This is a genomic window from Corynebacterium sp. ACRQJ (assembly GCF_022346045.1).
GTDB lineage: Bacteria > Actinomycetota > Actinomycetes > Mycobacteriales > Mycobacteriaceae > Corynebacterium > Corynebacterium evansiae.
Genome location: NZ_JAKRMT010000011.1, coordinates 1 through 13963, shown reverse-complemented (window position 1 = coordinate 13963; position 13963 = coordinate 1). Strand labels below are relative to the sequence as shown.

Genomic DNA, 13963 nt, shown 5'->3' with positions numbered 1-13963 from the left:
ACTCAACTCACGCTCGATTGGACTTTCGCAGCTGGCCCACAAGTCACCTACACACTCACCCGAGATTGGAGAAGAACCATGAAGGCTCACGCACGAACCATCCGTTTCAACCACTCCCCCACATCCCATCGCACGCGCGGCGCACGCCGCACCCGCCAGATTGGTGCCGTGGTCGCCTTGACCGGCCTGCTGCTGGGCACCGCAGCCTGCGGCGACGACGGCAACGATGAAGGCGCTCCTGCTGCATCTGCAACCTCCAACGCGGAAGCCGCGGACGTTGGCTCCGCCGACAAGGGCGAAGCGCCCAAGGAAGGCAAGGACCAGAACGCAGAAGGGGCAAACACCGAAAACGCCGCAGCGCCGAACCCCGCCGAAGGTGAGGATGCCGAGGGCGGCGATGGTAACGCCGGCTCTGACGGCGGCAACCAGGACTGCTCCGAACAGCCAGACTCCCCAGAGATCACGAACAACATCAGCAAGCTGCCGCCGAACCAGTTCGGCTGGAAGCCCACGGGCGAGTCAAACTACAACCCCTGCAACGACCTCAGCTACGCGCTGATCACCCAGGCGCAGCAGGGTAACAGCCAGTTTGCGACCCAGCTGATGCTCTTCCATAAGGGCAAGTACATCGGCGTTGGCTCCGACACGGTTCAGCAGACGGAGATCCTCTCCGCCACGGATTCCTCCGTCACGGTGCGCATGCGCGACTGGGAGGCGCTGCAGGAATCTGGTGATGCCAATGTGAATGCTGGTAAGTACTACTCGGACGTCACCTTCCGCTGGGACGGCAGCAAGGTCGTGCCCGAGGGGCGCATTCCGAACCAGAACCTCCCCAAGTAGAGTCCGCAGTCGCTGGCTCGCTAGTCCCCTAGTACCCCGACGGGGCAACTCACGCCGTTAGGCCCGTGGTTGCAGTACCCGTCGGGGTGCTTGTGTAGGTACTGCTGGTGCTCGTCCTCGGCCAGGTAGTACTGCCCGTCGCCAATCTCCGCCAGCTCGGCAACCTCCGTGGTGATCTCCCCGAAGCCCGCGTCGCTAAAGCGCTGCTGCCAGCCTGTGATGGCCTGCCGCACGCGCCCCAACTGCTCGGCATCCTGCGTGTACACACACGAACGGTACTGCGTGCCCACGTCATTGCCCTGCCGGTCGCCCTGCGTCGGGTCGTGGTTCTCGAAGGCGATCTGCAGCAGTTGCTCCAAGCTCACCGCGGCGGCGTCGAAAACAACCCGCACCACCTCGGCGTGGCCGGTCCGCCCGGTGCATACCTCGCGGTAGGTGGGGTTCGGAGTGTATCCGCCCGCGTAGCCCACGGAGGTGCCCCACACTCCGTCCACGCCCCAGAACATGCGCTCCACACCCCAGAAGCAGCCCAGACCCAGGACGATCTGCGCGGGTTGCTCCAGCCCGTCGGCCTCGGCCCAGTAGCTATCCTCCAGGCCGGTCAGCGGCGTGCCCAGAACCACATTCGGCTGCGGATTCTCTAGCACGGGCGTGCGTCCGCCCTTCAGCGCGTCCTTCGGCCCGACTCTTTCAGCCCGGTACGGCCCCTGGCTATTGAGCGCCATGATGCGTTCGAAGAAGTTCGTCATGCCTTGTCCCCTTTCTTATTGACGCCGCAGCTCCCGCAATCCCGGCGCGCCCCGGCGCAGCCACGCGCGAACCGCCGCGGTCGCCACACAGTCGTCGGCGTTGTAGCGCTCCAGCTTACGCCTAGCCGCCTGCGCCGTACTGCGGGATCCGCCGATGGCCTGCTCAAACAGTTCCACCGCCGCCTTGCCGTTGATGCCCGCCTGGCTGAATTCGAACCCCGCCAGCGGAGCGATCGTCTTTAACCCCAGCGAGTCCGTGGGCGCCAGCGCCTTCTTCACCAGGCCGAAGCAGTCGCACCAGTGCTCGGAGGCGACGAAGGCATTCACCTCCTCCAGCGTGGGCATGGTCACCTTCACGTTGGTGCCCGCGACCGCGTAGCGGCGCCCGCCATAGCGCTCGGCGGCGTGGCGCAGCCAGTAGTTTTCCCCTTGCGCGGCATACACCCACACCTGGAAGTTCTTTCCGTTCTCCAGGGCGCGGTCCTTCTGCGATTGCATCCAGTGCCAGAACTCGGCTACGTGTTGGCCTTCGTCGCCTTCCCGGCTGAAGTCTCCGAACCCGATGTAGCGCGAGCCGTCGAAGGTACCCCAGAGGAACGTGCCGCGGTTGGGGTGGGCCTCCATGTCCACGTCGATCTCCACCCAGTCACGCAAGCCCCCGACGGCGTTGCGCGCGCTACCGCCCCAGAGTTCCGGCTGCTCTTGCCAGTTCTTCTTCGGGCGGCGAAGGGCCACTTGCCCGTCCATCCAGGCCTGTGCCAGCTCTGACTGTTCCCCGTTCCCGGAGGCCGCCAGCTGCGGCAGGGTCTCGACCCCCTTCTCCCGCCACTTGCGGGCCTTGTCCCCCGGCAGCAGCAGGCTGATCTCCTGGCTCTGCAGCAATTGGGCCCGGCAGTGATTATGAAACTCGCAGGTCTGGCATTCCTTGATTCTGCGTGGCTTGGTCGGGATCGGTTCCTCCAACGCGGCCTGCAGGCCGGGGAGGACGGAGGGGGCGTCAAAAAAGAAACAACGTGGCCTGCCCGGCCCGGCGCGACCGATCAGTGCGACGGTGCTGGCGGCGAAGCCCCATTGCCGCAGTACGACGTGGGCGATGGCCACCTTTTGGGCGTCCCCGGCGGCGGCGCGATGGCGGAAGTCAATCGGCGCCGGCACCGCCAAACCCAGGGCGCTAATGTCCGTCACCCGGCAATCCGCCATCTGCGTGGCTCGCGCGCGGCGCGCCACAGAGTGTGAGGAGATCGCGACGGGCGTGTACTGCATAAACTCGTCGACCCCCTTGCCACGGTCCGCGCGGACGAGCAGGTCCAGCTCCACCCGGAAAGGCCCTTCGGCCAGCACGGGGCGGGTGATCAGCCGAGCACCGGAAGCCAGCGCTTCCAGAGTCTGCTCGACGGCGGTGTCGGGCTCGCTAGGGTCGATATCCACCCTCGTGGGGAACACTTTGTCGCCGATCCGCGGCTTGTTTGGCAGGCGCCGAAATACCTGCTCCCGCCGGAGCGCGGCGTTGGCTTTGTGCTGAACGGCCTCCACGTAGGCCTCGAGGTCCTGTGCAATGTGGATGCGCGGGGTGACGGGTGGTTCCTGCTGTTCCTTGTGACGCCGCAATACCGCACGGTGGCGGCAGCCCACGAGGTCGCTAGGGCCGAGCGGCGGAAGATCTTCAGGCAGGCTCACAATAGTTTCTAAGCCTAGCGCGTCCCCCGGACAGGCAGCGCGCCTCCCCAGAAGGTTGAGTGCCCAAAAAGTTAAGCCTCCTCCCCGGGGTGTCGGAGTACAGTGAAGCAAGTACAGTAAAGATGTTTCTTAAGTAATCTGGTTGAACAGTAAGACAGATCAAGACAGATCAATTCGCATCGGAGTGACATGGGACTGCTCAGCGGTATGCGCAAGCGCCGTCAGGAAAAGAAGGCCATCGAGAAGGCAGCGAAGGTTCGCGCCAAGGCACAGGTAAAGGCCGACTCGAAGCTGGAGAAGCGCAAGGAGGCCTACCTGCGCAAGACGGCCAAGCAGGTGCGCAAGATGGATGCCAAGGAACTCAAGGCGCAGCGCAAGCACAACGAGAAGATGGCGAAGGCCTCGCTGGAGCAGATCAAGGCCGGTCGTTTCAACGCCAAGAAGGTGTTGAAGATCGCCGGCGCTGCCCGCGTAGCCGCCCCCTTTGCAATCCCGCTGTTCTACCGTGGCGCCACCGCCCTGCAGGAGGCCTCCAACAGCTCCGCAGCTCGCCGCAGTGGCCTGGCTACCAAGGCAACCGCCCAGTTCCCGGGCGATGGCGGCCTGCAGCAGGCGCGCATCAAGAAGATCCGCAAGTCCCTGGACGATGGCGTGCCGACCGGCTTTGCCAAGGACATCTCCGAGCGTATGGACGACCTGGATACGGCCGTCGAGAACTCCCGCTCCATGAACGACGGCCAGGCGAAGCGTGTGCTGCGTTCCGTATCCAACGAGCTGGATCTGGTGGAAGCCCAGATTAAGGCCAAGCGCAAGTAGGGCTTGGGGGGATCTCACCCAGCGAAACCCGTTTGCGCGTGGTTTTATTAGGCTATGACGAACAAGCCTCAGGAAAACTCCACCCCTGCCCAGTCCGGCCAGTTCACCCGCCGCCAGGTTCTACAGACCAGCGCGGCCGGCGCAGCTGCCGTCGGCATCGGCACCGTTGCCGCCAACTCCACCGCCTCTGCCGCGCCGCTGGGCTCCGCCAAGCAGCCGAACCCGCCCATCAACAAGAAGATGGGCAAGGAAGCCTTCCAGCATGGCGTTGCCTCCGGTGACCCCTACCCGGATAGCGTGCTGCTGTGGACCCGCGTGACCTCCAACGAAAACGACTACCCGGGTGACGGCAAGGGCCAGACCACCAACGTGAAGTGGGAAGTCGCCAGCGACGAAAAGTTCACCCAGATCGTCACCTCCGGCACCGCGAAGGCGGAGCCTGCCGGCGACATGACCGTGAAGGTAGAGGCCCGCGGCCTGGAGCCCTACACCGGCTACTTCTACCGCTTCACCACCGTCGACGGCCCCCGCAAGGGTCAGACCTCCCCGGTCGGCAAGACCCGCACCGCACCGGCCAAGGGCGCCGACGTCTCCGAACTGCGCTTCGCGCTGTTTAGCTGCTCCAACTGGGAGGCCGGCTTCTTCAGCGCCTACCGCGATATGGCGAACCGCGGCGACATCGACTACGCGCTGCACGTCGGCGACTACATCTACGAGTACCCGCGCGGCGAGTACACCGGTAAGACCGGCTCCGTCCGCCTGCACGAGCCGGCCAACGAGATCGTCTCCCTGGCCGACTACCGCCAGCGCTATGCTCAGCACCACACCGACCCGGACCTGCAGGCCGCGCACGCTGCGTGCCCGTGGATCGTCACCTGGGATGACCACGAGGTCGCCAACGATAACTGGTCCAACGGCGCGGAGAACCACCAGGCAGACAAGGAGGGCGACTTCATCGCTCGCCGCAACGCCGCCATGCAGGCCTACCTGGAGTGGCTGCCGATCCGCGCCACCCCGCTGTCCGAGAAGGGCCACATCTACCGCAACCTGTCCTTCGGCAACCTGGTCGAGCTGAACATGCTGGATCTGCGCACCTACCGCAACGAAAAGCCCGGCTTCACCGCTGCCCGCAAGACCGACGACGAGTCCCGCACCATGCTGGGCTCCGAGCAGTTCGGCTGGCTGACCAAGAAGCTGTCCACCTCGACTGCCCGCTGGAACTTCATCGGCAACTCCGTGATGTTCAGCCCGGTTCTAATCCCGCCGCTGGATCCAGAGGCCACCAAAGCCGTCACCCAGCTGCTGGGGCTGCCGGAAGAGGGCATGCCCTACAACTTCGACCAGTGGGATGGCTACGCCGCCGAACGTCGCCGAGTGATCAAGTACCTGGTGGACAACAAGATCCGCAACACGGTCTGGCTGACCGGAGACATTCACTCCTCCTGGGCCAACGACATTCCGGCCAAGCCGGGCACCTACCCGAACGGCGGCACCGCCGGCGTGGAGATCGTCTGCACCTCCGTTACCTCCTCCAACATCGACGACATTCTGAAGCTGCCGGAGGATAACGCGCTGTCCCACACAGTCGAGTACGCCTTCACCAACATGAACCGCCACGTGAAGTACCTGGACTTCGACTCCCACGGCTACACCGTCGTGCGCGTGACGAAGGATGCCGTGGACGCGAACTGGATCTTCCTGGCTCCGGACGGCAAGCTGAAGCCGAACCAGCCGCTGCACTTCGGCAAGGCCGCCACCACCAAGTGGGGCGAGGGCATCCACACCTCCAACGTGCGCATCGAACCGGCTAAGCACTCCGCCCGCTAAAAGCCTTAAAGCGCTTTATTACCCTCAGGTACACACCTGGGGGTATTTTATATTTATTCTTTTCTTAATGACGCCACCCTTTCCAGCGCCTTTACAGTTCATTTAGCTTTAAACAAAGCTCATCATTGATACTTGCCTTTAATGGGTTAGACTAGTGTTTGAAAATCTATTAACTAAGTAGCGCAGGTAGCAGCCCGAAAGCTATATGCAACAAACACTTGGAAGAAAGGAATGCCCCGATGGCACGCCGCGAAATTACCCAGTTCTTTGACGATCTGGACAATGCCCCACTTTCCGAGGAGGAGGTCAATGTCGTTGATTTCAGCGTCAACGGAATTGATTACACCCTGGATTTGTCCGCCAAGAACCGTGCGGCTTTTGAAAAGGCTTTGGCTCCTTACATTCAGGTTGCCCGCCGCAAGACCCGCGGTGGTGCCGGGCGCCGCACCACCGGCCGCAGCACCAACCCGGAGCGCAACCGCATGATCCGCGAATGGGCACGCGAGAACAACGTTGCGGTCTCCGAGCGCGGCCGCATTTCCGCCGACGTTATTGAAAAGTTTGAGAAGGCTCAGGGCAAGTAAACGCTTTTCGTTTTAGGAGATTCGAGGTTTTTCGAAGTTGGGGCGTCACAAGATAAAAAGAGCATCCCTAGCGCTGGTGGCAGGCACCGCGCTGGCCTTTAGCATCAGCGCCTGTGGGGGCGCGGAGGACGACAAGCCGACCTCGGAAACCTCCGCAGAACGCACCGTCGACCCGGTCAAGGGCACGGAGCTGCCGATTGACGCCACCCCGGAGCCAGTGGGGCAGGGTGGCCAGGAGGTTTGCCCCTACCTGGACGGCGAGTGGTTGCAGAACACCAACGGCCAGCGCCTCACCGGCACTGGCACGGACGAGCGCTTCGACCCTCCCGCCTGCGTTTTCTGGTCTTACGAGGACTACCCTCAGGCCACGGTGATGGTGCGTCACATGCGCACCAACTCCGATGCGATCGCGGTGGTCGACCATGCCGCGCCGATCGATTCCACGCTCAAGGCTCTTGACCCAGAAGGGTGGAGCGGCGGGCGCCGTGGTGGCGACGGGGAATCCGGCGCAGTGTACGCGGTGTGGAAGGACGAAACGGCCGTGGTGGTCACCACCGCACAGGAACAGTCGGTAAAGGCTCAGAAGATCGCTGAAGAGACGATCAAGAACCTGAAGCTCTAAGCAGTCCCTCCGAGACCCCCACATCGGTCCAGGGCATCATCGGTCCGACCCAAGGGAACACGACCTCCATGAGCAGGAAGAAGATGCCCACCAGCAGCACCAGGACGATCAGTAGCTTGACCCACCAGGGCCCGGGCAGGTTACGCCACAGCAGCGCGTACATTTAAGCTCCCTCCGTCAATTCCTCGGGCACCTCGCCGCCCTTCTTCGGCTCCGAACGGACGAGCGCCGCGTGGACGATCATGCGCTCCTTGTTGGAAAACTGCGGGTGGCAGGTCGTCATCGTCAGCAACGCCGCATCGTCCTTGGGGTGCACCTCGATGCGATCCTGGCCGGGGACGGGGTTGATCACGTTGATGTCGTTCGGGGTGGTGATGTAGCGCCCATTGACGCCCGCGTATTCACCGCTAGAGATCTTCTGCGCCAGCTCTGGGGGCATGCACTTCTCGGCCTCAGCCAGGCGATCGCCCGGGGCCACGTCGATCGGCAGCACACGGTAGATATTCCAGCTACCGGCGGTTTCTACCACGACGGAATCGCAGGTTTTCAGCAGACCCAGGTCATTGAAGGGGGAGCCACGGCCCACGCGGTGGCCGGCCATGGCGAAGTTACCGGGCTTACCTGGGGCTTGGGTTTCCTGGTAGTGGCCCGGCCCCTTGCTTAGGTCCTCGTCGGCCACGCCCTTGACCACAGAGAAGTTAAAGTCCGAGCCGAAAGAAGGGATATACAGGCGAGCAAAGGCAGCGCCTTCGGCCGGCTCGGTCAGCGGGCGGGGGTTCTTCTCGTCCCACTGATCATCCAGCTCTTGGGCGACTGCGGCCTGTTCGCGTCCGGATTGAACATCCGTCCAAAAAACATCCCAGAAACCGAAAAGCAGGGCGAGGACACCAAAGGTGATGAGGACTTCGCCGAAAACACTAATCGGGTCGAGCCGTGTTTTCGTCTGCCGTCGGTGTCGCGCCATGCGTCACATGGTACTACGTCTTGGGGCGTTTCCCCACCGTATCCCGCAGCTATCTCTTTTGGCGGGTAAGCTCTCCCTCATGAAGATTGTCGAGTATCCCGTTGCCCTATTCCTGAAGGCATGGCATTACCTTTTTGCCGATATTTTTGGCTGGGATGCAGCGCAATCTTGGTTGCTGGCACTTGTGCTTCTGATCGTCACCGTTCGGTCGCTGCTTTTGCCTTTCGTCTACCGGCAGTCCTATTCCAGCCGTATTTTGATTAACATCCGTCCAAAGGTTTATCGGCTGGAGCAGGAATACAGCGATGATAAAACGGCGGAAGGGCGCAAAGAGCTGGGAAAGAGGCGACGCGAGCTACAGAAGGAGCACGAATATCGCTTCTCCGATGGTTGCATTCCCGCGCTAATTCAAATTCCGGTCCTGATTGGCCTGTACCGCATGCTCATCCACGTCACCAGTCCGGATCCGGAAATCAACGCTTCCGTCAACGGCTTTGGCCCTCTGAATGCCGAGGAAGTCCAGTCACTGCTTTCCGCAAAGCTCTTCGGGGTGCCCATGGCCGCCTACGTGCAGATGTCGGATTCGCAGTTCGCGGAAATCCACACCACGCAGGAGCAGGTCTTTTGGGTGGTGTTCCCCATGGCCATTCTGGCGGCGATTTTCACCACTTCTAACTGGGGCTATTCCATGTACCGGAATTACCTCACGGTGGATCACAACTCAGGCCTGGCCCGCGGAATGCTGAAGTTGATGTGGCTAATCGGCCCGATCGTGTTGATTGCCCCATTCACTATTGCCCTGGGCGCGGTCGGCCCGGTTGCGTTGATGATCTACTGGGTGGGTAACAACCTGTGGACCACCACCCAGACGATCACCATTCAGCGGATCCTGGACCGCAAAATCCCTTACTCGGAGGAGTTCTTGGAGCACCACAAGCTGATGAAGGATCAGCTGGTGGAGCGGAAGAAGGAAAAGAAGGAAAAGAAGCAGGCTCGTAAGGCCAAGCGAAATAGCTAGATGTTGTAGCTCATCGGTGCCGTTAGCAGCAGCTGCTTCGCCAGGCCACGGGCGGTTTCCAGCGGCACGGTGTTGCGGGACATCTTCGCCCCGTTAAGCCCGCCGTCCATGAATACCATGAGCTGGTCGGCCAGCGTCTGCGAGGCATAGCCGAAGCGTTCTGTAAGCAGCTCGGCCATCGTGTCGCGGCACCAGCGGCGGTACTCCATCGCCGCGCCGCGGATGCGCTGCTCCGAGTCGGTCTCGGGCCGCGGGTATTCGCTGGCCGCGTTCTGGAAGTGCGAACCGCGGAAGTTGTTTTCTGGCTCCTGCTGAATACACAGGTCGAAGAACGCGATGATGCGATCCTCCGGCTTTTCGCGCTGGTCCGCCAGCGCGTGCCAGTCGTCGCGCCACTTCTGATCCAGCTCCTGCAGGTAGGCAACTACTAGGTTGTCCTTCGATCCAAACAGGGAGTACAGGCTGGCCTTCGCCACGTCTGCATCGCGCAGAATTCGGTCGATTCCGATCACGCGGATGCCCTGCGTAGTAAACAGGTTCGTCGCGCTGGCCAGCAGGCGCTGGCGCGGCCCGGGCCGGTTGCGACGGCTGGAGCGAGCAGTCTGCTTGGTGGCCTTTCCGGTTTTCTTGGCAGTCTTCTTTACGGTCTTCTTGGCTACCTTTGCACCGTCTGCCTTGGCCGAGGAGTCAGTAGAGGCCGCGGAGCCCGCCGTGCGGGATTTATCCTCTGCCGTTGCCATCTACTTCTCTCCTTATCCTTGTCATCCTTGTCATCTCTGACTGTCGGCCTTTAGCGCGCTTACTCGCATAAGTCTACAAAATCCTGCAGAGCCCATTGGACTCTACAGGATCTGTATTATCTTGCGCTATTGTTTTGCGCGTGCTTACTTGCGCTTCTTGTCCTTCGGGCGGACAACCATCATCGGGCACGGTGCGTACTGCAGCAGGGTGCGGGAGGTGGAGCCCAGCAGCATGCCCTTGAAGCCGCCACGACCGTGGGAGCCAACGATCAGCAGCTGTGCATCCTTGGCTGCCTCGGTGAGGGACTGCACCGGACGCTCGCGCTCGACGATCTCCTCGACCTGTACGCTCGGGTACTCCTTGATGAGCTCCTTCAGCTCGTCTTCCATCATGTTCTGACGCTCGACGATCATGCGATCCATCTGGTTCTGCGCATCCACCAGGCCAACGTAGGTGGTGTGGATCTGCGTGTCGGTCCAGGAGTGCACGGCGCGCAGCAGGGCGCCACGTGCCTCGGCCTCGCGGAAGGCGATCTTCAGTGCTTGGCGGGAGATCTCGGAGCCATCCACGCCGACCACGACGGGGCCGTACTTGTTATCGACGGTAACGTCGTTGTCCTTGCGCACAACTACCACCGGGCATTCGGCGTGGGCGACAACAGCGCTGGAGACGGAGCCCATGACCAGGCCGGAGAGGCCGCCCAGGCCGCGGGAACCCATGACGATCATCTCCGCAGTCTCGGAGAGATCCAGGAGAGTATCGATCGGGGCGCCTTCCTTGACGAGGTAGCTGACCTCGACGTCGGCACTGAAATCGGTGACGATCTTGCGGGCGTTCTCGATCTTGTCGCCGGCCTCGCTCTCGAGCTCGTCGTACAGCTCCTGCGGCGGAACCATGCCGTCGGCGTACATGAACTGCGGCATGGTGTAAGCGCTGACCAGCTTCAGTGGCTGCTTGCGCTTCAGGGCGGCGTTCGCAGCCCACCTAACGGCTTCGTTGCTGGCGTCAGAGCCATCAACTGCGACGATGATTTCCTTATCGCTCGTGGTAGCCATGGGAAACGATCCTTCCTTGCAAGGGCATTATTTGATTGATCCTCTACCACTTCCCATTATCCTCAAAAGCGCTAATCAATGCAGAAAGGGTGCCCATTTGCCCCCTATTCTCGGGACAAATCGGGCACCCTTGGGTGGGAATTTAGGTTTCAGATTGAGGTACTAGCCCTGGGTGTTGGGCAGCGGAACGTCATCCGCAGCGGGAGCGTTGGACGGGGAGAAGAACTCAAGCAGCGTGCGGAAGATGTTCAGCAGAACAGCGCCGAGGTCGCTCTTGAGCAGGTTAGACAGGGAACCGGTAATTGCAGCAATATCCATGCCGGGTAGCATAACGGATTGATGGGACCTTTACCAGTAAAAAGGGGCTTAAATCCTACGCGGATTCTTGTTCCCCCAGCTACCGACACGCCGTGGGTGGCAAAAGATTTTTTGTGGCACCTTATTTCCTCCCAGCGCCACCGCGCAGAAGATGATAATTTTAGTGCCGTTTTGGAGCGCTTCGCCGCAGGTGAAGTGTGTCTGGATTCCGGTGAAGCGCTCGCCCCGGATGACGTCCTGCGCCCCGGCAGCTTCATCAACTTTTATCGGCGCCCCGCCCCGGAACGCCCCGTCCCCGGCGAGATTACGGTGCTACACCAGGATGCGGACATCGTCGTGGTGGATAAGCCCCCTTTCCTGGCCACCCTCCCACGCGGCCAGCACATTACCGAGACCGCGCTGGTCAAGGCTCGTGTGCAGCTCGGCATTCCGGAGCTTTCCCCCTCGCACCGCCTCGACCGCCTGACCCGCGGGGTGCTGCTGATGACCGCCCGCCCGGAGGTCCGCGGCGCCTACCAGACGATGTTCGAGCGGCGCATCCCCCACAAGGTCTACGAGGCCCTGACTCCCCTGCCCGCGGAAGCCCCCTTCGCCCCCATCGCCCCGCTTGCCGATTGGCGTTCGTGGGATCCCCCTTCACCGGAGCGCCCGTGGCGCCTGGAGCACAGCATGTCCAAGACACGCGGGCACCTCAGCACCATCCTCACCGACGGCCCGCCCAATGCACTTACCCTGGTCACGGGGCTGCGCACCGAGTATCGCGACGGCCGCGAGGTTCTGGTCTGGCGCCTGGAGCCCCGTACCGGCAAGACCCACCAGCTGCGCGTCGTCCTGCGCTCACTGGGGCTGCCGATCCTGAACGATCCTCTGTACACCGAACTCACGGACGCGGCGCTCTTTTCTATTGACGCCCCTACGCCCCGGCCGGTCTATGTGGAGGACGAGGACTTTGCCGCCCCCATGGGCCTAATCGCCAAGGAGCTCCGCTTCCCTGACCCACTGAGCGGCGAGGAGCGGGAGTTCATCAGCCGGTTCTAACTGGCGCTGGATCAATCCTGCAGCTCCACGGTGACGCCGCGCAAGATTCGCGCCGTGTAGAGGCATCCGACCGCCAACACCACCACGACCAGGGCGGTAATCATTGCGAAGGCATGGGAGTAGGCCGTATCTGCGGCAGCTAGCAGCGGTTCGGCCCAGCTGGCGTCCGACAAATGGGCGATGTGCACCGCGGCATGCAGGCTCTCCGTCGCTTCTGCTGGGGCTCCGGCCGGCAGGGTGATCAACGCAGAATAGAAGGCCGTGACCAGGCTGCCGAGAACCGCGATAGAGGTCAAAGATCCGAACTCGTAGCTGACTTCCTCCACCGAGGAAGCCATGCCTGCGCGATGGCTCGGAACGCCTGAGATCATGGCGATGGAGGCTACCGCCATCACCGCGCCTAGCCCCATGCCCTTAATAAATAGGCCGCTGAGAAGAAGGGGCGTCGAATCCAAATAGCCATAAAGGCACACGCATAGAGCACCGATCGTGGCTAGGCCGAACCCGCCGGCGATCAGGCGTCGGATGCCGAAGCGAGTGAGGCGGGCACCGGCGTAGATGGAGGTAAATAGGGCGCCCACGGCTGCGAAGGTCACGTACACGCCGGAGTGCAGCGGGGATAGGCCGTCGGCGAGTTGCAGCTTCTGAGTGATGACGTACTGCAGTCCAGCGAGGGCGAACATGGACAGGGCGGCTCCCAGAGCGCCGGCACGGAACGCGGGGAAGCGGAAGATATCAAAGGTGATCAGGGGTTGCTCGAGCCCGTTCTGACGCCGCGTAAAGGCCCAGCCGCCCAGGAGGAGCAGCACGGCTGCCACGCCGATGACTGGCCAGTTCTGCGGGGAGTGGCTGCCCTCCTTGATGAGCAGGACTGCGCTGACCAGGGTGATCATCGCGTAGAAGGAGGAGATGAAGTCCCAGTGCTTGTCGGGTCGTGGCTGATCCTTCGGGGCGACAAAGGGCACGGCTATGAGCGCTGCGATGACAAGCGGGACGTTAATCAGGAAGCAGGATCCCCACCAGTACAGTTCCAGAAGCAGACCGCCGGCGATTGGGCCAAGGGCGGCCGAGACGGTTGAGAGGCTGCCCCAGATTCCGATGGCGAGATTCAGCTCAGCCGGGTTTGTGAAGGTAAGACGGATGAGCGATAGCGTGGACGGCATCATAGTGGCGCCGCCTACGGCAAGCAGGGCACGGCCGAGGATAAGAACCCCGGGGTTGGGGGCGAACGCCGCGACTAGTGAGGCGAGGCCAAAGATGATGAGGCCGGCGACGAACATGCGACGATGGCCGATCTTGTCCCCGAGGGTGCCGGTGCCGAGCAGTAGGCCGGCGATGACGATGGCGTAGATGTTGACGATCCAGAGCTGTTGCGTGCTGGATGCGCCGAGGTCCTCCACGAGGCTAGGGAGCGCTGTGTAGAGGATGGTGTTGTCGATCGTAATGATGGTGATGCCTACGCCGACTGTGGCTAGCAGCAGCCAGCGTTGTAGGGGCGTGGCGGAGGCTGGCTGTGTATTCATGAATCAGACTTTAGCAATACGGAAATGAGCATGAAAAAAGGGAGTGTGTACGTCGATAACGTACACACTCCCTCATTCTTTAGTTTTAGTGCCGGCGGTGACTTACTCTCCCACACCCTCCCAGGTGCAGTACCATCAGCGCAGGTAGGCTTAGCTTCCGGGTTCGGAAAGGGACCGGGCGTGACCCCACC

Annotated in this window: 15 protein-coding genes and 1 rRNA gene; 7 read left to right on the top strand and 9 right to left on the bottom strand. The window is 62.1% G+C overall.

Annotated elements, in window-relative coordinates; all coding sequences use genetic code 11:
* The first annotated feature begins 78 nt into the window (after nucleotides 1–78).
* The gene (locus MHX52_RS07050; RefSeq protein WP_239317339.1) at nucleotides 79–840 is read left to right on the top strand and encodes an LppP/LprE family lipoprotein; all 762 of its coding nucleotides are present in this window, start codon (nucleotides 79–81) and stop codon (nucleotides 838–840) included.
* A 20-nt stretch (nucleotides 841–860) separates the two neighbouring features.
* On the opposite strand, the gene msrA is transcribed toward MHX52_RS07050, so the two are convergent.
* Both msrA and MHX52_RS07040 read right to left on the bottom strand, forming a co-directional pair.
* A complete protein-coding gene (gene msrA, locus MHX52_RS07045) occupies nucleotides 861–1565 on the bottom strand; it encodes a peptide-methionine (S)-S-oxide reductase MsrA (RefSeq protein WP_239317422.1) in 705 nt (234 codons plus the stop codon).
* 39 nt (nucleotides 1566–1604) lie between these two features.
* The gene (locus tag MHX52_RS07040) at nucleotides 1605–3266 is read right to left on the bottom strand and encodes a TM0106 family RecB-like putative nuclease (RefSeq protein WP_239317337.1); all 1662 of its coding nucleotides are present in this window, start codon (nucleotides 3264–3266) and stop codon (nucleotides 1605–1607) included.
* A 189-nt stretch (nucleotides 3267–3455) separates the two neighbouring features.
* Here MHX52_RS07040 and MHX52_RS07035 point away from each other — a divergent pair, with 189 nt between their 5' ends.
* The 4 genes from MHX52_RS07035 (at nucleotide 3456) to MHX52_RS07020 (ending at nucleotide 7115) form a co-directional block, all read left to right on the top strand.
* Entirely contained in the window at nucleotides 3456–4082 is a 627-nt protein-coding gene (locus MHX52_RS07035) for a DUF6474 family protein (protein WP_035005910.1), read from the top strand.
* 54 nt (nucleotides 4083–4136) lie between these two features.
* A complete protein-coding gene (locus tag MHX52_RS07030; RefSeq protein WP_239317335.1) occupies nucleotides 4137–5909 on the top strand; it encodes an alkaline phosphatase in 1773 nt (590 codons plus the stop codon).
* A gap of 239 nt (nucleotides 5910–6148) precedes the next feature.
* Entirely contained in the window at nucleotides 6149–6493 is a 345-nt protein-coding gene (locus MHX52_RS07025) for an Lsr2 family protein (protein ID WP_035005917.1), read from the top strand.
* Nucleotides 6494–6569: 76 nt separating this feature from the next.
* Complete coding sequence (locus MHX52_RS07020; RefSeq protein ID WP_239317333.1) at nucleotides 6570–7115, top strand: DUF2020 domain-containing protein; 546 nt, start codon at nucleotides 6570–6572, stop codon at nucleotides 7113–7115.
* On the opposite strand, the gene MHX52_RS07015 is transcribed toward MHX52_RS07020, so the two are convergent.
* Together MHX52_RS07015 and MHX52_RS07010 are read right to left on the bottom strand one after the other, a co-directional pair.
* On the bottom strand, nucleotides 7096–7278 hold the full coding sequence (locus tag MHX52_RS07015) for a hypothetical protein (RefSeq protein WP_035005919.1): 183 nt from the start codon (nucleotides 7276–7278) through the stop codon (nucleotides 7096–7098). The two genes, MHX52_RS07020 and MHX52_RS07015, sit on opposite strands and share 20 nt — an antisense overlap.
* Nucleotides 7279–8079: a class E sortase gene (locus MHX52_RS07010; protein WP_239317330.1), complete on the bottom strand. Its 801-nt coding sequence runs from the start codon at nucleotides 8077–8079 to the stop codon at nucleotides 7279–7281.
* Nucleotides 8080–8158: 79 nt separating this feature from the next.
* On the opposite strand from MHX52_RS07010, the gene yidC reads away from it, so the two are divergent.
* Nucleotides 8159–9097, top strand: a complete 939-nt coding sequence (gene yidC / locus MHX52_RS07005; RefSeq protein ID WP_035005953.1) for a membrane protein insertase YidC — start codon at nucleotides 8159–8161, stop codon at nucleotides 9095–9097.
* Here the strand turns inward: yidC and MHX52_RS07000 are convergent.
* From MHX52_RS07000 to MHX52_RS06990, 3 genes are all read right to left on the bottom strand, one after another.
* On the bottom strand, nucleotides 9094–9837 hold the full coding sequence (locus MHX52_RS07000) for a TetR/AcrR family transcriptional regulator (protein ID WP_239317327.1): 744 nt from the start codon (nucleotides 9835–9837) through the stop codon (nucleotides 9094–9096). The genes yidC and MHX52_RS07000 overlap by 4 nt on opposite strands.
* Before the next feature lie 144 nt (nucleotides 9838–9981).
* Nucleotides 9982–10893, bottom strand: a complete 912-nt coding sequence (locus tag MHX52_RS06995; RefSeq protein ID WP_035005928.1) for a universal stress protein — start codon at nucleotides 10891–10893, stop codon at nucleotides 9982–9984.
* A 162-nt stretch (nucleotides 10894–11055) separates the two neighbouring features.
* Entirely contained in the window at nucleotides 11056–11211 is a 156-nt protein-coding gene (locus MHX52_RS06990; protein ID WP_239317324.1) for a hypothetical protein, read from the bottom strand.
* 21 nt (nucleotides 11212–11232) lie between these two features.
* Here MHX52_RS06990 and MHX52_RS06985 point away from each other — a divergent pair, with 21 nt between their 5' ends.
* Nucleotides 11233–12249: a pseudouridine synthase gene (locus MHX52_RS06985; RefSeq protein ID WP_080722718.1), complete on the top strand. Its 1017-nt coding sequence runs from the start codon at nucleotides 11233–11235 to the stop codon at nucleotides 12247–12249.
* 11 nt (nucleotides 12250–12260) lie between these two features.
* On the opposite strand, the gene MHX52_RS06980 is transcribed toward MHX52_RS06985, so the two are convergent.
* Nucleotides 12261–13772 (bottom strand): MFS transporter, encoded by a 1512-nt coding sequence (locus MHX52_RS06980; protein ID WP_239317322.1) that lies wholly within the window; start codon nucleotides 13770–13772, stop codon nucleotides 12261–12263.
* Between the two features lie 89 nt (nucleotides 13773–13861).
* Nucleotides 13862–13963, bottom strand: a 5S ribosomal RNA gene (gene rrf, locus MHX52_RS06975); the annotation flags it as partial.